The organism is Caproiciproducens sp., assembly GCF_053840905.1.
Genome location: NZ_JBNLXQ010000006.1, coordinates 109,111 through 129,976 on the forward strand (window position 1 = coordinate 109,111; position 20,866 = coordinate 129,976).

Below are 20,866 nucleotides of genomic sequence, written 5' to 3' on the forward strand. Positions count from 1 at the left end.
TATGGGTAAGTATCAGATAACAGATATCAAGGGCGTAATTCCTGCGACGATGACTTTTTTTGACAAGGACGAAAACATCGACGAAAAGCGCACCAGAGGCATCATTGAGTTCTTGCTTGGTGCGGGCGTCGACGGCTTATACCTGACCGGCAGCACGGGCGAGTGCTTCACCATGTCGCTGGAAGAAAGAAAACAGGTTGTTGAAATTGTAATGGATCAGGTAAAAGGACGGGTTCCCGTAATTGTACACGTGGGCGATATTGGCACCAAAAAAAGCATTGAGCTTGCAAAGCATGCTGAAGCGGTAGGGGTCGACGCCATTTCGTCCGTACCTCCGTTTTACTGGAATTTCAGCCCGGATAATATCTATCATTATTATGAAGACATTGCCAGATCCACAAGTCTGCCCATGATTGTATACAACATTCAGTTGGCGGGAATCATGGACAAGAACATGCTGTTGCGAATTGCGGAAATTGAAAACGTCAAGGGTCTGAAATACACGGCCAGAAGCCACGATGAGCTGGGCTCCTTAAAAAGCATTCTGGGAAAAGACTTCATGATCTATTCCGGCTGTGACGAGATGGCATTTTCCGGACTGTGCTTTGGCGCGGACGGCATTATCGGTTCGTTTTATAACGTGATTCCCGAACTGTACAAGAGTATTTACGAATGTGTCAAAAAAAGCGATATTCCAGGCGGCATCCGGCTTCAGAAAATTGCGGATGAACTCATTTTTGCCGCGCTCCAATATGATCTGCCGTCCATCATTTATGTTCTGATGAGATGGCGCGGCCTGGATGCCGGTTATTCCAGGCGACCGTTCCAAAACTATCAGGATGATGAAATGGCAGAAATGAAACAAGCCGTCAAAGACATCCGGGAAAAATATCACGCGGAAGAGCTGAATATTTTTAAGGTTTAATGTCTGAAACACTGCATGGCGAGTGTAAGCAAGCCGGCACAAAATGAAAGCGAATATAAAAAATGATTTATGACAAGCTGAGCAAAATCAGTCGGTACAAGGGCCTTCACCCCAATATTGACACAGCAATAGAATTCATCTTGACCCATAGCCTGGATACGCTTCCGAATGGAAAAAACATAATTGACGGCGACAACGTATATGTAAACGTAATTTCTGCGACAACAAGGGAGGCGGCACAAGACAGGTGTGAATTTCATGAGCGCTATATCGATTTGCATATCGATATCAGCGGCGAAGAAAAAATCGAGGTAAGCCTTTCTGCGCCCGTTCCCGTCGGAGAATTTGACGAAACCACAGACAGCGGTTTATGTGACGCTCAAAACAGGACAGAGTTTTTATTGGGTGATAATTTTATCATGATCTTTCTTCGCGAGCCGCATCTCCCCCTGATTGTAGCCAACAAAGAAAAAAACGTTCGAAAATGTATTTTTAAAATTCTCTTCGATAATGAATGTGCAAAACGGTAGATTTTCCTTTGAGTGCGGCAAGCGTTGAACCAACCTTTATATCGAAAAAATGTCATGCTGATTATTCTGAAAAAAACTGTACCCGCACCAGCCTTGAGCTGTTGCGGGTACAGTTTTGATCCTTGATAAATCAAGGCTTTCGGCTTTGCTTTCTGGCGTCCCCGGCGCGATTCGAACGCGCGGCCTTTCGCTTAGGAGGCGAACGCTCTATCCGGCTGAGCTACGGAGACAAATAAAGCTGTAAAGCGGATTCCCGCCAAACGGTTCTCTTTCAGCGGAAATCGCATACAACTTTTATATTATAGGATATCGCGGCGCCTTTGTCAATTACTCCTTTTTGGGGAATTCCTTCCCATCCCCGTCCTGCATTGCCTGGAAAAACCCAAAGATCAGCAGCATCATGGAGGTCAGGGAAATCAGAATAATGATATACGGCAGCCAGGTCATGGTCGCGTAATCCACCATTTTCCTTTTCGCCGCGCTGTAAAAGCAGGCCGACGCCGTCGCGTACAGCGCGCAGAGCACCACGGAAGCGCCGAAATTTTTTCTTTCCTTCAGAACCCACATGCAAACAATCGTCGCGGCCGGGAGCACGCACGCCATTACCATGTAAAAAAGCGCGTCGTCGGAAAAGCCCATGCCCGCGTAGCGGTTAATCATCTGAAAAACACTCAGCGAAGTGTCTCCTGCGGCGGCATCCCCGACAATGGTCCCCGCCGGTAAAAACAGCGCCCCGATCAAAAAAAGCTGCAGCAGGGTCACCATGATTTTAATCTGCCTCTTGTTCAACCGTACCCGCCTCCTTCCGGTAAATATCCCTTGAATACAAATCCCCATGCTCCTGAGAGCATGGGGATTGTCTGTCAAAGTACGGAAATTTATTTTGCTCTCTTTTCCTTTACAGCGGCCTGCGCGGCGGCCAGACGTGCGATCGGCACGCGGAACGGCGAGCAGGATACGTAGTTCAGGCCGACATTGTGGCAGAACTCGACGGAAGTCGGGTCGCCGCCGTGCTCGCCGCAGATGCCGAGGTGGATCTCGGGTCTGGTCTTGCGGCCAAGCTCAACCGCCATCTTCACCAGCTTGCCTACGCCGTTCTGGTCAAGGTGGGCAAACGGATCGGACTCGTAAATCTTGTTCTCATAGTAGTAGTTCAGGAACTTTCCGGCGTCGTCACGGCTGAAACCAAAGGTCATCTGGGTCAGGTCGTTGGTGCCGAAGCTGAAGAACTCCGCTTCCTTGGCAATATCGTCCGCGGTCAGGGCGGCGCGCGGAATCTCGATCATGGTGCCGACCTCGTACCGGAGGGATACGCCGGCTTCCTTGATGATCTTATCGGCGGTCTCCGTAACGATATCCTTTACAAACTTGAGCTCCTTCTGCTCGCCCACCAGCGGAATCATGATGCGCGGCTCGGTCTTGAACTCAGGATGTTTCTTATTGACTGCGATGGCGGCGTTGATGACGGCCGTCGTCTGCATTCTGGCGATTTCCGGATAGGAAACGGCAAGACGGCAGCCGCGGTGGCCCATCATCGGGTTGAACTCGTGCAGGCTCGCAATGACGTTCTTCAGGTCCGCGACGGTAATGTTCAGCTCGCCGGCGATTTCCTTGATGTCCTCTTCCTTGGTCGGCAGGAACTCGTGGAGCGGCGGATCGAGGAAGCGGATGATGACCGGACGGCCTTCCATCACTTCGTAGATGCCCTCAAAGTCGCCCTGCTGGAACGGAGTGAGCTTGACAAGCGCCTTTTCGCGCTCTTCGGTGGTCTTGGCAACGATCATTTCACGCATCGCCTTGATGCGCTGGCCCTCAAAGAACATGTGCTCGGTACGGCAGAGGCCGATGCCCTGCGCGCCGAAATCACGGCCCTGTTTCGCGTCCTTCGGCGTGTCGGCGTTGGTGTAAACTTCCAGCTTACGGGCAGCGTCGGCCCACTTCATGAAGCGGTCGAAGTCGCCGGAAATTTTGGCGGCGGCAGTCGGAATCGCTTGTGCGTAGATATTGCCGGTGGAACCGTCGATGGAAATATAGTCGCCCTCTTTCACGGTCTGGCCCGCGAGGGTAAATTGCTTCGCGTCATAATCGACAACGATTTCGCCGCAGCCGGATACACAGCAGGTACCCATGCCGCGCGCAACAACCGCCGCGTGGGAGGTCATGCCGCCGCGTACGGTGAGGATGCCCTGTGCGACCGCCATGCCCTCGATGTCTTCCGGAGAGGTCTCCAGACGGACAAGAACGATCTTCTCGCCCCTATCGTGCCATTCCTTCGCGTCCTCCGCGGAGAATACGACTCTGCCGCAGGCAGCGCCCGGGGAAGCCGCAAGGCCCTTGCCGATTGCCTTTGCCTTTTTAATGGCGGCAGCGTCGAACTGCGGGTGGAGCAGGGAATCAAGCTGCTTCGGCTCTACTCTCAGCACGGCCTCTTCCTCGTTGATCATGCCTTCGTCAACCAGGTCGACGGCTACTTTCAGAGCGGCGGCCGCCGTTCTCTTGCCGTTTCTGGTCTGGAGCATATAGAGCTTGCCGTTTTCAATGGTAAACTCCATGTCCTGCATATCGGTATAATGTTTTTCAAGGTTGTTTGCGATCTCTGCGAACTGGTTGTAGACTTCCGGCATTTCCTGCTGGAGGTGGCTGATCGGCTGCGGGGTGCGGATCCCGGCGACAACGTCTTCGCCCTGTGCGTTAATGAGGTACTCGCCGAAGAGAGCCTTCTCGCCCGTAGCCGGGTTGCGGGTAAACGCGACGCCCGTGCCGGACTTGTCTCCGGAGTTGCCGAACACCATCGCCTGTACGTTGACCGCGGTGCCCCAGTCGTAGGGGATTTCGTTCATACGGCGGTATACGTTCGCGCGGGGGTTGTCCCAGGAACGGAATACGGCCTTGACGGCTTCCATCAGCTGAACCTTCGGGTCGGTCGGGAAGTCTTCGCCCTTCTGCTCCTTATAGAAAGCCTTGAACTTCTGAACGAGCTCTTTCATGTCGTCCGCGTCCAGCTCTACGTCCTGCTTTACGCCCTTCTTCGCTTTCTGGGCGTCGATGATCTTTTCAAACTCTGTTTTGGAAAGCTCCATCACAACGTCGGAGAACATCTGCACAAAGCGGCGGTAAGAGTCATAAGCAAAGCGCGGGCTGTTCGTCAGCTTTGCAAGGCCCTCCACAACGGTGTCGTTAAGGCCGAGGTTCAGGATGGTGTCCATCATACCCGGCATGGAAGCGCGGGCGCCGGAACGTACGGAAACCAGCAGCGGGTTTTCCGGATCGGCGAACTTTTTGCCGCAGATCTTTTCCATTTTTGCGAGGTATTCATAAATTTCAGCCTGAATATCGGCGTTGATTTCACGGCCGTCCGTATAGTATTGCGTACAGGCTTCGGTGGAAATCGTAAAGCCCTGGGGAACAGGCATCCCGAGAACGGTCATCTCGGCTAAGTTGGCGCCTTTGCCCCCGAGAAGCTCTCTCATTTTGCCATTGCCTTCGGAGAAAAGGTAAACGTACTTGTGGCTCATTAACAGTACCTCCTATTAAATTGTTGGTTTTTACGAGCTATATTAATTTGTAATTTTGTAAATAGTCGCTCAAAATGTATTATAGCAAAAAGAGTTGGAAATTACTATATGTTTTTTTATAAAACCGCCCGATATTTCAAATTAAATTTTGTAAAAACAGAGTATCTTTCACAAATCATCCTCAAAAGTTGATTTATATCTTGAAAATTCTGATTCTTATGAGATAATAGAGATAACCTAAAATGTGTTTTTATGCTCAAACGCGAATGCTATAGATGATCACGGAGGAAACAACATGCCAGAGGAATGCTGTGCAGTAATTCTTGCCGCCGGCGAGGGGAAACGGATGAAATCCAACCGCCCCAAAGTGCTTTCACCGGTGCTTTTCAAGCCGATGCTGCAGTGGGTGATAGATTCCGCGCACGGCGCGGGAGTTTCCGGTATCTGTGTAGTCACCGGCTATATGCACGAGGAGGTCGAGCGGTACCTTGCCCTTCTGAACGAAAGCGGCGCCTTCGCCCCGATTTCCCACGTTCTTCAGCCCGAGCGCAAGGGCACCGGCCACGCCGTCATGATGGCCGGGGGCTTTCTGCGCGGCCACCGCGGGGAAAACGTCCTGATTTTAAACGGAGACGCGCCGTTTGTGGGTTCCTCCGTCATCGGCGAGGCGCTGAAGGACCACGTTGAGAACGGCAACGCGGTCACCGTCATTTCCGCCGTTCTGGACGACCCCACCGGGTACGGACGCATTGTGCGCGACCCGGAAACCCACCTGATCAGCGCGATTGTGGAACAGAAGGACGCGGACTTCGCGACCCTTTCCATCTGTGAAATCAACTCCGGCGCATACTGGTTCCGCGTGGACGACCTTCTGGATATTCTTTCCAGAATCCGGAACAACAATGCGCAGGGTGAATATTATCTGACCGACGCGGTCAAACTGCTGATTGAAAACGGCAAAAACGCCGGAGCCCACACCACCAGCGACGCAAACGCCGTGCTGGGCGCGAACGACTGCCTGCAGCTCAACGCGCTGAACTCCGTCGCCCGCGACGAAATTCTCTCCCGGCATATGCGCAACGGAGTGGAAATTCCGTGCCGCGACGGCGTGATGATCGGTCCGGACGTGGTCATCGGCAGCGATACCTGCATCTTACCCGGCACCATTTTGCGCGGAGCAACCGTCATCGGCTGCAACTGCACTGTGGGGCCGCATTCTTTTTTATCGGACTGCCGGGTCGGGGACGGTGTGGAGCTGATTTCCGTGCAGGGCGAAAACAGCGTGATTTCATCGAACAAGGCCGTTGCGCCTTTTTCGGTCATCAACCGGAATATAGTTTGAGTCAACAGAATACAGGGGGATATGCAAATGAACTTTCATGGCAAGGATATCAAAATTTTTGCTGCCAACGCCAACCAGCGCGTAGCAAAACAGATTTCGGAGTGTCTGGGCCTTCCGATGGGCAAAAGCGAGGTTTCCACCTTCAGCGACGGTGAAATTTCCCTATCTCTTTTCGAATCGGTCCGCGGTTCCGACTGCTTTATTGTCCAGTCGACCTGCGCCCCGGTCAACAACAACCTGATGGAGCTGCTCATTATGATCGACGCGATGAAACGCGCTTCCGCGGCGCGCATCACCGCCGTCATGCCGTACTTCGGCTACGCCCGTCAGGACCGCAAGGCAAAAGCCCGCGACCCGATTTCGGCGAAGCTCTGCGCCGACCTGATCACCACCGCCGGCGCCGACCGCGTGCTGACCATGGATCTTCACGCGCCCCAGATTCAGGGCTTCTTCAATATCCCTGTGGATCATCTGCTCGGCGCGCCGATCCTCTCCTCTTTCCTGAAAGAGCGCATCGGCGACGAAACCGACGATTACGTGATCGTATCCCCCGACCTGGGCTCCGTTACCCGCGCGCGCAATTTCGCCGCCCGCATCGGCTGCCCGCTCGCGATCGTGGACAAGCGCCGCCAGAAGGCCAACGTGTGCGAGGTCATGAACATCATCGGCGACGTAAAGGGCAAAAAGGTGGTGCTCGTCGACGATATGATCGACACCGCCGGGACCCTCTGCAACGCGGCCAGCGCCATCATGGAAAAGGGCGCGAAGGAGGTCAACGCCTGCGCGACCCACGCGGTTCTTTCCGGCCCGGCCATCGAGCGGATTCAGGAAAGCCCCATCAAGGAGCTCGTCCTGCTCGACACCATTCCCCTCGCCCCCGAAAAGCTTCTGGACAACTTTACGATCCTGCCCGTCGCCCCGCTGTTCGCGGAGGCAATCGAGAGGATTTACGAAGACAAGCCCGTTTCTCCCATGTTTGTCTGATAAATAAAAAAAAGCAATATCGGGTGGGGTAGAGTGATCTATCCCGCCATATTGCTTTCCCCCTGCTCCGTATCGGGCGGGGTACCGGAGGGAGGGACGGCCTCCCCCGGCATATGTTAAACTCCCCCACCATAGTGGCGGCCCCTTCAGAAATCGGGGCCGAGTTGTAATCTTTTCAGTCGGATTGATCTGACTCCCTCAGTCAGGCTCCGTCTGCCAGCTCCCTCAAAGAGGGATTTGTTTCGGAGTGCTCCGAGACCGATTCAACATGCAACTGTCTGGGAGCATCGCCGTAGGCGACTGCCGACCGCATGGTCCGCATGGTTCCGGGGGGACTGAGGGAATCCCCCCGGCCAAGCATATGTTAAACTCCCCACCAAGTGGCGGCCCCTCAAAAACGGGGCCGAGTTGTATTCATTTTAAAATTTAACACAAGAAGGACCGGCGGGGAAAAGCCAAAATGGGGGACTCTCGCCGCCGGCCTTCCTGCGGCAGGGCACAAAAAAACGCCGTACACGGATGACTTCATCCATATACAACGCCGTCAGGTGCGGCGGATACAAATCACCCCTGTACAAAACTGCAAAGAGGCGGTATAATAATATCCGCAGTGCGCCGATTATTCGGTTGCGTATGGAGGTGCGACTCCGTATGCAGGGGGCGGGGTGGTGGTGCACCCCGTTCCTGCTCTGCACTTTTTATTGTGCCTTACAAACCGATTATAGCGCGTTTCTTCCCTCAGTGCAATAGAAATTGTAAAATAACGGAAGATTATGGAAATCGATGGGAGAGGCCCGGCTTTCTCAGGCTGATAGCATTCCAGCCGCTTTGTGGCAGCCCTTGCTTTCCCGTATCCCCCGTCAATGAAAACCATAACAGTATCGTGCCACACAAAGGTACTTTGGGGATACCCCGGGGGTGCAGGGGGATTTTATGGAACCCTCCCGCCGGGAATTCAAAATCCCCCTGCGCGCACTTTGCCTACTTTCGGGCAAGAACCGAAAGTAGGGGCCTGCCCGGCCTGAGGGCATAGCTAAAGATTAACTCTTGTTTGCGGCGATGCTCTAATGAAAACCAATGGGAGGAAATGCGGAGTCTCTGGGACAGGTCCCTGTCCCAATATCAGATCGAGGTTACGGAACATGTTTAAAAACATCTTTGCAAGAAGCGCCGAGCCGGCCGGTCCGGTCGAATACATTGTCGCCGGTCTGGGCAACCCCGGCGGCAAATACGAGGGCACGCGCCACAACGCGGGCTTTATGGCGCTCGACTATATTGCGGAGAAGGCCGGGGCGCGGGTCGACCGCGTCCGGTTCAAGGGGCTGACCGGCACCGCCGTGATCGGCGGGAAAAAGGTGCTTCTGCTCAAGCCCTCCACCTATATGAACCTGAGCGGGCAGAGCGTCACCGAGGCCATGGCCTTTTACAAGCTGCCCCCGGAAAAGGTGATCGTCCTTTTCGACGACGTTTCGCTGGAGCCGGGCCGTATGCGCATCCGCATGAAGGGCAGCGACGGCGGCCAGAACGGCATGAAAAACATCATCTACCTGAGCGGGAGCGACCGCTTCCCGCGCATCAAGCTCGGCACGGGCGCAAAGCCGAACCCCCAGTGGGATCTTGCCGACTGGGTGCTTTCCAAATTGACGGAAGCGGACAGAAAGGCGCTGTACGAGGCGATCGGCCACGCCAGCTCCTCCGTGGAGCTGATGGTGCGGGGAGACGCCGCCGAAGCGATGAACAAATATAATTCCTAACGAACGCATATAATAGAGAAGCAAGGAAAAGAATGGAAAAGCGCGATTTTTCCGATTCCTTCAGAATAAGGGAGATTTCATGAAATTTCTCACCAACGCCATCAGCGGCCTCAAGGAGTTTCAGGAGCTTGAAGCCGCCGTCAAAACCTCTGCGCTGCCGGCGGCGGTCACCGGGCTTTCCGGAATCCATAAAGCAAATATCATTTACTCGCTCTGCGTAAAATCAAAACGCAGGGCTTTTGTTGTTGCCGGTGACGAAAACGAAGCCCAGCGCCTGTGCGACGACCTTGCCGCCATGGGCATGAGGCCGCTGTTTTACCCCGTGCGCGACTTCAATTTCCGCGACACCGCGGGCAGCAGCCACGAGTACGAGCATCAGCGCCTGCAGGTGCTGGAGCAGACGCTGAACGGCGCGTGCGACGCGGTCGTCTGCTGTATGGACGCGGCGCTTCAGTACACCATCCCCCCCGCCGAGCTGAAAAAACGCACCGTGACGCTGAAGGCGGGCGATACCGTCTCCATGGAGCGGGTGCTTGCCGCCCTGACCGCCTGCGGGTACGAGCGCGCCGTTCAGGTGGACGGCACAGGCCAGTTCTCCCAGCGCGGCGGCATCCTGGACATTTATACCCCGGACGCGCCCAGCCCGGCGCGCGTGGAGTTCTGGGGCGACGAAATCGACACGATTTCCCTGTTCGACCTCGAAACCCAGCGCCGCACGGAAACCGCGGAGCAGCTCGTCATCGCCCCCGCGGTGGAGGCGCTGATCGACAACCCGGGGCTTCTCGCGGACAAGATCATAAAACACGCGTCCACCCTGCGCGGAAAGACGGCGCCCGCCGCCAAAGCCGTTCTGACGGAGCAGGCGGAAAAGCTGGAAAACGGCGTCCGCATCGGATGCGCGGATAAATATATCTCCCTGCTGTACGGCGCCGCGGCGACCCTGTTCGACTATATGGAGCCCGACACCCTGCTTTTCGTCAGCGAGCCGGTCAAGTCCAAGGAGCGGATGCGCAGCACGCTTTGGCAGTGGGGCGAGGATGTCAGGGACCTTCTGCAGGAAGGCACGCTCTGCCGCGGACTGGACACCTTCAGCGGGGACTGGCCGTACGCGCTCGAGCTGTGCGAGCGGCGCGGGGCGATCTATCTGGACACCTTTGTGCGCGGCAGCTACGAAACGCCGGTGCGCACCCTGATCGGGATGACCGCGCGGCAGCTTTCCGTCTGGGGCGGCAGCACCCAGCTTCTGAGCGAAGACGTGCAGAACATGATGGCGACCAGATGGGCCTGTGTGGTGCTCGCCGGAAGCGAGCGCAGCGCGCGGACCACCGCCGCCGACCTGCAGGCGGCCGGGCTGCCCGCGGGTTACGTGGAAAACCCGGAAACCGTCCAGCGCGGGACCGTTGTGGTCACCACCGGGGCGCTTTCCGCCGGGCTGGAATACCCCGGCGCGTTTTTCGGCCTGATCACCCACGGCCGCCTGATCACCGCGCCCGCCAAAAAGGCCAGGCGCAGCAAGAACAGTCAGGAAATCTACAGCCTTGCGGAGCTGACCCCCGGCGACTACGTGGTGCATGCGTCCCACGGTATCGGCGTGTTCGAGGGCATCCACAAGCTCGACATGCACGGCATTGTCAAGGATTATATCAAGCTGCGGTACGCCAAAAACGACACCCTGTACGTTCCTGTCACCCAGCTGGACATGGTTTCCAAATACATCGGCCCGCGCGAGGACGCGACCGTCAAGCTGCACCGCCTGGGCGGCGTGGAATGGCAGAAGGCCAAGGCGAGGGTCCGCGCGGCGGTCAAGGATATGGCGAAGGAGCTGATGAAGCTCTACGCCGAACGCATGCAGGCACAGGGACACGCCTTCCCGCAGGACAACGAGTGGCAGCGCGATTTTGAAGCGCATTTTGAATACGACGAAACGGAGGCCCAGCTCCGCTGTATCGACGAGATCAAGAGCGATATGGAGCGGGAAGCCCCCATGGACCGGCTTCTGTGCGGGGACGTGGGCTTCGGGAAAACGGAGGTCGCCCTGCGCGCCGCGTTCAAGTGCGTTACGGATTCCAAACAGTGCGCCATGCTCGTGCCCACCACCATCCTCGCGTGGCAGCACTTCCAGACCATCACCAAGCGCATGGAGGGCTTCCCGGTCCGGATCGAGCTGCTTTCCCGCTTCCGCACGCCGAAGCAGCAGGAGGAGATCCTGCGGCGCCTGAAGCGCGGGGAGATCGACATGGTGGTCGGCACGCACCGCCTTGTTTCCAAGGACGTGAAATTCCGCGATCTGGGACTGGTCATCATCGACGAGGAACAGCGCTTCGGCGTCGCGCAGAAGGAAAAGCTCAAGGCGCTGTGCAAAAATGTGGACGTCCTCACCCTTTCGGCCACGCCGATCCCGCGCACGCTGAACATGGCGCTCTCCGGCATCCGCGACATGAGCCTGATCGAGGAGGCGCCGCACGACCGCCACCCGGTGCAGACCTACGTGCTGGAGCACGACAGCGGCCTGATCAGCGAAGCCATCCGGCGCGAGCTGCGGCGCGGCGGGCAGGTTTACTACCTGCACAACGACGTCGCCACCATCGAGCGCACCGCCGCCCGCCTGCAGGCGCAGATTCCGGAGGCGCGCATCGGCTTCGGCCACGGCAAAATGAACGAGCAGGAGCTTTCCGAGGTCTGGCGCCGCCTGATCGAGCACGAAATCGACGTGCTCGTCTGCACGACGATCATTGAAACCGGCGTGGACGTGCCCAACGCCAACACGCTGATCATCGAAAACGCGGACCGGATGGGCCTTTCCCAGCTTCATCAGATCCGGGGCCGCGTGGGGCGGTCCAGCCGCCGCGCCTACGCTTACCTGACCTTTACGCCCAACAAGGTGCTGACGGAAATCGCCCAGAAGCGGCTTTCCGCCATCCGCGAGTTCACGGAATTCGGCTCCGGCTTCAAAATCGCGATGCGCGACCTTGAAATCCGCGGCGCCGGGAACATTCTGGGCGGCGAGCAGCACGGCCATATGGAAGCCGTCGGCTACGACATGTACCTGCACCTGCTGGCGGAGGCGATCAGCCGCGAGAAGGGCGAAGCCCCGCCCGAGTACGACCGGGAATGCCTGGTGGATATGCAGATTCAGGCGCATATCCCGGAAGGCTACATTTCCAACCTCAGCCAGCGGCTGGAGATTTACCGCCGCATCGCGGACATCCGCACCCGCGAGGACGCGCTCGACGTGACCGACGAGCTGATCGACCGCTTCGGCGACCCGCCGGAGAGCGTAAACGGCCTGATCGAGGTCGCGCTTCTGCGCAACCTCGCCTCCCAGCTGGGCATTTATGAGATCAAGCAGCAGAACGACGTTCTGCTCCTTTATAAGACAAACATCGACATGAAGCAGGTCGGTTCCCTCATTTCCTCCATGCGTTCCCGCGTGATGCTGAACGCCGGAGCGAAACCGTACATCAGCGTCAAAATCCTTCCGGGCGCCACCCCGCTGGACACCCTGACCGAAATTCTCAACACGATCCGGGAATAACGTCATACCGCGCAAAAACTCACCGGTTTTCCACCGAGGTTTCACACAACCTTCACAAAATCGGTGGGCGGCGCACTGGACAAGCCGGACGGATAAGAGTATAATAATCTGGTGAAACTTGAATCAGGTCTTGTTGACAGACGAGGCCCGGCACCTGTTCAAATTTGGCTGCGCACAAGCGCATGGAGGTAGTTATGTTAAAGAAGTCGAAAAAGGTGGTCGCCGCAGTGCTGGCCGTCGCCATGATAGCGGGTACGACCGCGTGTAAAAGCGACAAAAGCTGGGCGATGAAAAACGACAGCCTGACCGCTCCCATCGGGGCATATATCTATAATCTGTATTATGCTTACCAGAGTGCGCAATCCCTGGCGACGGACACGTCGAAGCCGCTTCTGGAACAGAAGATCGACGGCAAGGACTCGGAAGCCTATATCAAGGAAAAAGCGCTGAATTCCACAAAGATGCTCTTTGTGATGAACGATAAAATGAAGGAGCTCGGCCTTTCCCTGACCGCGGACGAGACGAAGTCCATCAGCTCCAGCACGGATTCCCAGTGGGCGCAGGCAAGCTCCACCCTTGAAAAATACGGCATCTCAAAGAGTTCGTTCAATCTTGTGTATTCGGATTATTACACCAAATACCAGAAGGTGTTTACGGCTCTCTACGGCAAAGGCGGCAAAAAAGAAGTTTCCGATGCCGACCTGAAAGCCTATTTCGAGAAGAACTACACCGACTTTTCCTATTTCCTCAAGCCGCTTTACAGCACCGACGCCAACGGCAGCACGGTGATGATCACGGAAACCGAGCAGGCCGCGCTGGAAAAAGAGTTCAACGGCTACGCGGCGGACATCAAGGCCGGAAAAATGACCATGCAGCAGGCTGCCGACGCCTATAAAGTCTCCTCCAAGCAGACGACCGACCAGCTTCAGTCCGGCACCGAGATCCTGGACAGCAGCTCCGGTTTCCCGGCGGATTTCCTTTCCCTCTTCTCTTCCATGAAGCCGGGCGAGGTCAAGGCGGCGGAAATCTCCGGCACCTATCTGGTCGCGATGAAGAACGACGTCACCAAGAAAACCGCCGGGCAGCTCGGTACCGAAAGCACCCGCAGCTCCATTCTGGCCCAGCTGAAGGGTCAGGAATACTCCGACGAAATCGAAAAGGAAGCGGCGGCGTACACCAACGTTACCCTGAACCAGAAGGCGATCGATTCCTATAAGCCTTCCATGTTTGAGACCAAGACCTCCTCCGCGGCTGCGGCATCCTCCGCTCCGGCCTCTTCGGCGGCCGCCTCAGCGGCAAGCGCCGCGTCGTCCAAATAAACAGCTAAAACAAATTAAGGGCGCGGACAGAAGCTTCTGTCCGCGCCCTTTTCTTTTCTATATCTACCGTCTTTACCGTCAATGAAAACCATGAAGGTACCGTGCCACATAGAGACATTTTGGGGATACCCCGGGGGTGCAGGGGGATTTTATGGAACCCTCCCGCCGGGAATTCAAAATCCCCCTGCGCGTCCTTTGCCTACTTTCGGACAAGAGCGAAAGTAGGGGCCCGCCCGGCCTGAGGGCGAAGCTGACGATCAACTCTTACTTGCGGCGATGCTCGCAGATAGCTACCTATTGAATCAAAAGAGGAACTCCCGGGGAGACTCCTTCCGTCGCGCCAAGCGCGACACCTCCCTCAAAGAGGGAGGCAAGGAGTTAGCCCGTCAGTACAGCACCACGGTGCCGCCCTGTACGGCGCAGCTGCACTCATAGCTTTTCTGGGTCCCCGTCTGCGCGTCAAATACCGAATTGAACTCAAAGGAATCCTTCTCGTCCGCAAGAACATAGCGGGCCAGGATAAACCGGTCGTCCACACAGGCGAAAAACTCCCCCAGCTCCTTGCTGTACCGCGTGTGGATTTCGGAATTCAGCACGCCGTCCACCCGGTAACCGTCCTCTTCCTCCGCGATCCGGTAGACCCGCGCGCCGTTGCCGTCGATGCTGAACATGGCGGGGGCCTCGTCCTCCTTCAGGTTCAGCTCCGCCACAATCGACTTTTTCCCCGTCGTCTTGTCGTAAGCGCAGATTCTCTGGTCGCCGGTCGGAAAATACTTGATCCGGAAATACAGGCTGCCGCCGTCCATGCCGGCAAAGCGCACCAGCCCCGGGGTTCCCGCGCTCAGGATCAGCTCCAGCGGGGCGCGCTCCTCCCCGGTCTTGACGGCGACAATAAAGTCGAACAGCGGGCAAAGCCAGACGTTGTCGTTGATATTGTCGCCCAGCCAGCGGATGTTCCGGTAGCAATGCTCCTTTTCCGCCTCGTCGCCGTGCGGCTGCAAAACCAGAAGCTGTCTCTGCCCGTCCGCCTCGTAGGGAATCAGTCCGGCGCTGTCCGCGGTACAGACGCGCGGGTCGCGCACATAATAGTACTTTTCGTCGTCAATATCGTAAAGATACGCCACTTTTTCAAAACCGGTCAGCTTTTTGTAGTCCTCAAACAGCGCCCGGTGCCGCGCGTTCTCCTTTGTGTAAATCATCAGGTGGCTTTCGTCCAGAGCGGTGCAGTCCGAAAACCCGCCGATAAAGTTCAGCGTGGCCATGTTCCGTTCCGCGCCCGTGCGCTTGTCGATCCGTAAAATCCACGCCTCGCTTTCCCCGCTTTCCATCACGACGATAATGTCCTCCGGAAAGCTGAAAAAATGCTGTACGAAAGCCGGATTGCTCAGAAAATAGTTCGCGATGATCCGCTCACGGCGCGTGACGCGGTTATATTCCAGAATAAAGAGGTTGTTGTGGCCTTCCTCTCTCTTCTCTTCCGCATAATAAATGAATTGATCGCTGATTTCAATCAACACGTCGTTACAGCTTGCAAAGACGTTTCTCAGATCGACAACCTTCACTCCGAATCCCTCCCGTTCTCTTTATTATAGCATAAAGGGCCCGATCGTCCATCCCTGTTTTTGACATTTCAGGCGCTTCCTTTTTTCAAATTGATGGGATCATAATCGCACGCGATGAGGATACCCGTTCGCCAATTTACAAATACGCCACAACGGCGCGCCGCGGCTGTGGTATAATAGCCGTAAAGACGATTCCATAAGAAAAGCGGGTTGGGGAAAGCAATGCGTCAGACAAAACACGGCAGCGTACTGGAAGTGGATATTCACGGCATGACCGCCGGCGAGGCCAAACGCGGCCTGGAGCAGCTTTTGACCCGCGCGGACAAAAGCATTTCGGAAATCCGCGTCATTCACGGCTACAACAGCGGCCAGGTGCTGCGCGACATGGTGCGCAAGCAGCTCAAGCATCCGCGCATTTCGGCCAAGCTCATCAGCCTGAACCCCGGGGAAACGCGCATCCTTTTAAAATAACAAGCGGGCAGGAAACCCTGTCCGCTTTCTGATATCCTGAAAATTTCCCGGGTAATATTGCCGGTTCCCTTCCCGGGCAATTTTTTCACCGGCCAAATTCTTCTTTTTTCCGTAAAATCCGGGCTATTTTTTAAATTCCTCGATCCGGAAACGCGGCCTTGCCTTGACTTCGCTGTAGATCTTGCCGACGTAGCCGCCCACCACGCCGAGGCACAGCAGCTGGATGCCGCCGAGCAGCCAGATGGAGCAGACGATCGCCGTCCAGCCCGCGACCGCAAGGCCCATAAAATACGAAACCAACGCGTAGATCAGGCCCAGAATGCTAAGCAGGGACAGGATGATCCCCAGAGTGGAGATCATTTTCAGCGGCTTTACGCTGAAGGACGTGATACCGTCCAGCGCGAAGGAAAGCATTTTTTTCAGCGGATATTTCGACTCGCCCGCAAAGCGCTCGTTCCGGTCGTAGTACACGTAGTCGCTCCGGTAGCCGATAAGCGGCACGATCCCGCGCAAAAACAGGTTGACCTCTTTGTATTCGCTCAGCGCGCCCAGCGCGCGGCGGCTCATCAGCCGGTAATCCGCGTGGTTATAGACGACGTCCACCCCGAGCACCTTCATGAATTTATAAAAGCCCTGCGCGGTGGTGCGCTTAAAAGCCGTGTCCGTCTCGCGCTTGTTGCGCACTCCGTAGACCACGTCGCAGCCTTCCATAAACTTGTCCACAAACTGGTCCAGCACCTCAATGTCGTCCTGCAGGTCGGCGTCCAGGCTGATGGCGCAGTCGCAGTACTCCTTCGCGGTCATCAGCCCCGCCAGAAGCGCGTTCTGGTGGCCGCGGTTGTGCGCGAGCTTGATCCCGCTGACCAGCGTATTTTCTTCGCAGTACCCGCTGATCAGTTCCCAGGTGCGGTCGCGGCTGCCGTCGTCCACAAGGAGCATCCGGCTTTTTTCGTCGGCGCGCCCGGCCTTGATCATGGAATTCATTTTGATTGTCAGCCGTTTCACCGTTTCCGGCAAAACCTCTTCCTCGTTATAGCAGGGTATCACCAAATATACAGTAGGCATAATTTCCTCCGATAAGATGTCATTGTGTCGTTTCCAGTGCCTCGGGCGCCGGCCGCACCTCTTCCGCCGGGAGTTCCTCGTATTTGATCCGGTACGTTTTCCGCTTGCGCGGCTTCCTTTTGTCATACGCCCGGGTTACAAGATAAAATACCAGATACAGCACCGCGCCGCCTGCGGATACCGCCGCGCCCAGCTTCAGGCCCGGCGTCGCGTAGTCGAAGCGGACGACCGACTCCCCGGCCGGCACCTTCACCGCCATGAACCCGACGTTTACCTTGGCGATTTCCGCCGGTTTGCCGTTGACCTGCGCGCTCCAGCCGCCTTCCCAGGGGACGCTGAAAAATACGAGCCGTTCCTTGTCCGCGGTGATTTTTGCGGTAAAGCCGCTGTTGTCCCGCTCAAAGGAGGAACAGGCTTCCGACTTCCGGTTCAGGCAGTCCTCGAAATAGGCGCTCTGCGTGAATTCACTGGACAGGAAATCGTCGTTATGGGGAAGAATCCCGGCGTACTTCTGCACGTCGTCGTTTTCCAGCACCAGCGTTTTCAGCAGAAGCAGATGGCGGCTCTCCTTGTCCACCTGCTCGTATTCCGCGCGGGTAATATAGGAATCGTAGCTGAACCCCATGGGGATATAATAGTCGTTTTCGTAAATATTGAAGCCGTTCTGCACCGCGTAGAACGTCCAGCCGGGCATCGCCGGGGTATCCCCGCCCTCGTCCCCCGCGAAATTCTTGCCGCTCTGTACCGGGTCAAACAGCCAGCGGCAGCTGGTCAGTCCGCGCAGGCCGTAATACTTGGCCTCCGGCCGCGAGCCCACGTCGCGCTGGACGCCGATGGACGGGTAAAAATCCATAATGGAGCCCGGCACAATGCTGTGGAAGGCCTGGATCGTCGGAATCTGCCAGAACATGGCCTGATTGTCCATGCCGTCGTACACGTCGATGCGGCAGTTTCTGGTGTCGGGCAGCTGGATGTCTTTCCCGCCGTTGAGGGAATAAGGGATCAGCTCCCGGTGGGCGTCGTCGCTCTGGGTTTTCCCCAGCGCGATGAAAAACAGCGAATACAGAACGGAAATCAGGGCCACCCCGTTCATACAGCGGCGGATAAACAGCTTTTTATCCCGTCGGTACCACTTGAAAATAATCGTCAGCAGGGTCAGGCTTAAAAGCGCGATCGCCACATACGTCCAGAAACGGGTGGGGTAATCCTCCAACCCGAAGGAAGTCACCTTTTGCCCGTCCTGCTGCGTCGTGGTCACCATCAGCCCGATGGGCAGCGCGATTCCCAGCGTGATGCCGGCCGTCCATTTGATGGAACTTTTCCAGTCGATGCACTCCCTCTCGAGCGAGATCACCGTCGCAAGGCTCATCATCAGGGTCAGCATATAGAACCAGCGCGCGTAATACGACGCGTTGAAAAGCTGGAACGCGGAATTCAGGATCGGAATAAAAGCCATCAGGAACAGGACGCCCAGCAGCTTTTTCAGCCAGTGCTCCCTGTGCATACGCAAAAAGCCGATGACCCCGGTCATGCTGAACAGCGGCAGCCATGCGCCGAGCGAAGCCCACTTCGCTTCCGACTTCGGGGTGAAGTTGGGCCGGGCCGGAATATCCGGCGGGAAGAAGAAGCATTCCAGAATGTGGACATAGCGCTGGTTCCAGTCGTAGAGCAGCGCGTTCCAGCCCTCGGGCGGGTTGTCCACCCGCGGGTTCTGGACCACCGCCAAAATGGTCGGCACCAGCAGGACGGCGGCGCCCAGAACGCCGATCACGGCCTCGCAGATAATCAGCAGGAAGTCCCTGAGCGTGATTTTCCAGTTGCCGGTCAAAAGACGGGTAAACCCGTAAAGCAGCGTGAAAACAACCTGTCCCACAAAGAAATAGTAATTGACAAAGCAGCAGGCGAACACCGTCACCGCGAAGATGCCGCGCCGCCGGGTGTAGATATATTCGTCCAGCGCCCAGAGCATCACCGGGAAAAAGATAATCGCCTCGTGAAAGTGGTTGAAAAAGATATTGTAGACCGAAAAGCCCGAAAACGCGTACAGCATTCCGCCGATGACCGCGTAATCCGGATTTTTGACGTACCTTTTCAGATAGAGAAAGCCCGTCAGGGAAGCGCAGCCGAATTTCAGGATCAGCAGCGGACCCATCAGGTGCGGCACCATCCAGCTGGGGAATGGGATGGTCAGCCAGAAAAACGGACTGCCCAGCAGGTAAAACGAATAGGAGCCGATAAAATTGGCGCCCAGGTCGGTTGTCCAGCTCCAGCCGATATTGCCGCTGCGCACCGCGTCGTGGCACATCTGGTAAAACGGGACCTGCTGTACGTTGAAGTCGCCGTAAAACAAAAAATAACCGTTATCAAAAATAATAAAAGGTATGAAAAAGAGAAAAGCTATTCCCATGCCGTAAAGCAGGGCCTTCCAATAATAATTTTGTCTCCCTTTGCGGGTCAGCACACCTGTCAAACTGTCGCCCCCATATTCCTGATTAACATATTATATCACACGGTTTTGTCTGAACAAAGCGAATTTAAAAATTACAAGACTGTTTCTTGCAATATTTACCGTTTGTTATTATATTGGTTATAATGTCGTAAAAGACGGGACCCTGCGGTCGGCACTCGTCTGCGGGACCCTGCGGTCGGCAAGCGCCTGCGGCGATGCTCTTGGGAAGTCGCTCCCGGAAACTCCCTCCGTCGCGCCGAGCGCGACGCCTCCCTCTAAGAGGGAGGCAAGGGTTTGGTCTTTTTCGGCCTCTTCAAGGAGGGGGCCAAATCCTGCCTTTCCGTATCCTCCGTCCATGAAGACCACAACAGTATCGTGCCACACAAAGGTACTTTGGGGATACCCCGGGGGTGCAGGGGGATTTTATGGAGCCCTCCCGCCGGGAATTTAAAATCCCCCTACGCGTCCTTTGCCTACTTTCGGACAAGAGCGAAAGTAGGGGCCCGCCCGGCCTGAGGGCGAAGCTGACGATCAACTCCTACTTGCGGCGATGCTCTCGGGCAGTTACTCCCGAGAAAACTCCCTCCGTCGCGCCGAGCGCGACACCTCCCTCACGGAGGGAGGCCGGGGACTCAGCTTTTTCAGGCTCCCTCTTTGAGGGAGCTGGCAGGCAAAGCCTGACTGAGGGAGTTCTTCCCTTGAGCCGGGCAGGCGAAGCCCGGACCGGCAGGTCCTGACCGGGGGAGTTTCAGCCTGAAGCGGCGCCTTCGGTGATACTCTCATGAAAGGGGAAAATACCATGTTTCATTTTTATGCGATGCTGTCGCGCATGAAATACATCTGCCGCTGGGGGCTGATGCGCAACACCCGCAGCGAAACCCTGAGCGAACACAGCTTTGAAACCGCGGTCATCGCCCACGCGCTGGCCGTGCTGCGCAACACGCGCTTCGGCGGCCACGTCAGCCCGGAGCGCGCGGCTTTGCTTGCGCTGTACCACGACGCGGCGGAGATCATCACCGGCGACCTTCCCACGCCGGTCAAATACTTCAACCCCAAAATCCGCTCCGCCTACCGAGAGGTCGAAACCGTCGCGCAGGAAAAGCTTCTGAGCCTTCTGCCGGACGATCTGAAGCCGAGCTACGAGTCGATCTTCACCGCAGCGCAGGAGGGTGACCGGGAGCTTCTGCCTCTTGTCAAAGCCGCGGACAAGCTTTCCGCCGTCATCAAATGCATGGAGGAAAAAGGGATGGGCAATTCCGAATTTACCAAGGCGGAAGCCTCCCTGCGCCGGACCGTAAGCGATCTGCACCTGCCGGAGGCCGACTGCTTCGTCGCGGAATTCCTTCCCTCCTACGCTCTGACGCTGGACGAACAGGACTGAACTTCCATATTCTGTTCATAAAATTATTCTTTCG

General features: G+C 56.4%; 15 protein-coding genes and 1 tRNA gene. 9 read left to right on the plus strand and 7 right to left on the minus strand.

Annotated elements, in window-relative coordinates; translation table 11 throughout:
• The first annotated feature begins 1 nt into the window (after window position 1).
• On the plus strand, window positions 2–925 hold the full coding sequence (locus ACQGQ5_RS07885; RefSeq protein WP_455735981.1) for a dihydrodipicolinate synthase family protein: 924 nt from the start codon (window positions 2–4) through the stop codon (window positions 923–925).
• A 62-nt stretch (window positions 926–987) separates the two neighbouring features.
• Window positions 988–1,455, plus strand: coding sequence for a YhcH/YjgK/YiaL family protein (locus ACQGQ5_RS07890; protein ID WP_455735982.1), 468 nt, complete (start codon window positions 988–990; stop codon window positions 1,453–1,455).
• 153 nt (window positions 1,456–1,608) lie between these two features.
• On the opposite strand, the gene ACQGQ5_RS07895 is transcribed toward ACQGQ5_RS07890, so the two are convergent.
• The 3 genes from ACQGQ5_RS07895 to ppdK all read right to left on the minus strand — a co-directional run bounded on the left by ACQGQ5_RS07895 (window position 1,609) and on the right by ppdK (window position 4,970).
• Window positions 1,609–1,685: transfer RNA gene (locus ACQGQ5_RS07895), tRNA-Arg, on the minus strand.
• Between the two features lie 97 nt (window positions 1,686–1,782).
• Window positions 1,783–2,244 (minus strand): hypothetical protein, encoded by a 462-nt coding sequence (locus ACQGQ5_RS07900; RefSeq protein ID WP_455735983.1) that lies wholly within the window; start codon window positions 2,242–2,244, stop codon window positions 1,783–1,785.
• Window positions 2,245–2,333: 89 nt separating this feature from the next.
• Window positions 2,334–4,970, minus strand: a complete 2,637-nt coding sequence (gene ppdK / locus ACQGQ5_RS07905; RefSeq protein WP_455735984.1) for a pyruvate, phosphate dikinase — start codon at window positions 4,968–4,970, stop codon at window positions 2,334–2,336.
• Window positions 4,971–5,265: 295 nt separating this feature from the next.
• Here ppdK and ACQGQ5_RS07910 point away from each other — a divergent pair, with 295 nt between their 5' ends.
• The 5 genes from ACQGQ5_RS07910 (at window position 5,266) to ACQGQ5_RS07930 (ending at window position 13,904) form a co-directional block, all read left to right on the plus strand.
• Window positions 5,266–6,312 (plus strand): sugar phosphate nucleotidyltransferase, encoded by a 1,047-nt coding sequence (locus tag ACQGQ5_RS07910; protein WP_455735985.1) that lies wholly within the window; start codon window positions 5,266–5,268, stop codon window positions 6,310–6,312.
• Between the two features lie 27 nt (window positions 6,313–6,339).
• A complete protein-coding gene (locus ACQGQ5_RS07915; RefSeq protein ID WP_455735986.1) occupies window positions 6,340–7,296 on the plus strand; it encodes a ribose-phosphate diphosphokinase in 957 nt (318 codons plus the stop codon).
• 1,142 nt (window positions 7,297–8,438) lie between these two features.
• Window positions 8,439–9,050, plus strand: coding sequence for an aminoacyl-tRNA hydrolase (pth, locus tag ACQGQ5_RS07920; RefSeq protein WP_444658880.1), 612 nt, complete (start codon window positions 8,439–8,441; stop codon window positions 9,048–9,050).
• A gap of 79 nt (window positions 9,051–9,129) precedes the next feature.
• A complete protein-coding gene (mfd, locus tag ACQGQ5_RS07925; RefSeq protein ID WP_455735987.1) occupies window positions 9,130–12,585 on the plus strand; it encodes a transcription-repair coupling factor in 3,456 nt (1,151 codons plus the stop codon).
• A 194-nt stretch (window positions 12,586–12,779) separates the two neighbouring features.
• Entirely contained in the window at window positions 12,780–13,904 is a 1,125-nt protein-coding gene (locus tag ACQGQ5_RS07930; protein WP_455735988.1) for a peptidylprolyl isomerase, read from the plus strand.
• Between the two features lie 386 nt (window positions 13,905–14,290).
• Here ACQGQ5_RS07930 and ACQGQ5_RS07935 read toward each other — a convergent pair whose 3' ends face one another.
• Window positions 14,291–15,466 (minus strand): hypothetical protein, encoded by a 1,176-nt coding sequence (locus ACQGQ5_RS07935; protein WP_455735989.1) that lies wholly within the window; start codon window positions 15,464–15,466, stop codon window positions 14,291–14,293.
• A 222-nt stretch (window positions 15,467–15,688) separates the two neighbouring features.
• Here ACQGQ5_RS07935 and ACQGQ5_RS07940 point away from each other — a divergent pair, with 222 nt between their 5' ends.
• Entirely contained in the window at window positions 15,689–15,937 is a 249-nt protein-coding gene (locus ACQGQ5_RS07940) for a Smr/MutS family protein (protein ID WP_275714496.1), read from the plus strand.
• 123 nt (window positions 15,938–16,060) lie between these two features.
• Here ACQGQ5_RS07940 and ACQGQ5_RS07945 read toward each other — a convergent pair whose 3' ends face one another.
• The 3 genes from ACQGQ5_RS07945 to ACQGQ5_RS07955 form a co-directional block, all read right to left on the minus strand.
• Window positions 16,061–17,002 carry a glycosyltransferase family 2 protein gene (locus ACQGQ5_RS07945; RefSeq protein ID WP_455735990.1) on the minus strand — a complete coding sequence of 314 codons (942 nt, stop codon included), beginning with the start codon at window positions 17,000–17,002 and terminating at the stop codon, window positions 16,061–16,063.
• 19 nt (window positions 17,003–17,021) lie between these two features.
• Entirely contained in the window at window positions 17,022–19,463 is a 2,442-nt protein-coding gene (locus tag ACQGQ5_RS07950; RefSeq protein ID WP_455736078.1) for a YfhO family protein, read from the minus strand.
• 126 nt (window positions 19,464–19,589) lie between these two features.
• A complete protein-coding gene (locus ACQGQ5_RS07955) occupies window positions 19,590–19,808 on the minus strand; it encodes a hypothetical protein (protein ID WP_455735991.1) in 219 nt (72 codons plus the stop codon).
• A 442-nt stretch (window positions 19,809–20,250) separates the two neighbouring features.
• Between ACQGQ5_RS07955 and yfbR the strand changes: the two genes are divergently transcribed.
• Window positions 20,251–20,832 carry a 5'-deoxynucleotidase gene (gene yfbR / locus ACQGQ5_RS07960; RefSeq protein ID WP_455735992.1) on the plus strand — a complete coding sequence of 194 codons (582 nt, stop codon included), beginning with the start codon at window positions 20,251–20,253 and terminating at the stop codon, window positions 20,830–20,832.
• The last annotated feature ends 34 nt before the right edge of the window (window positions 20,833–20,866 follow it).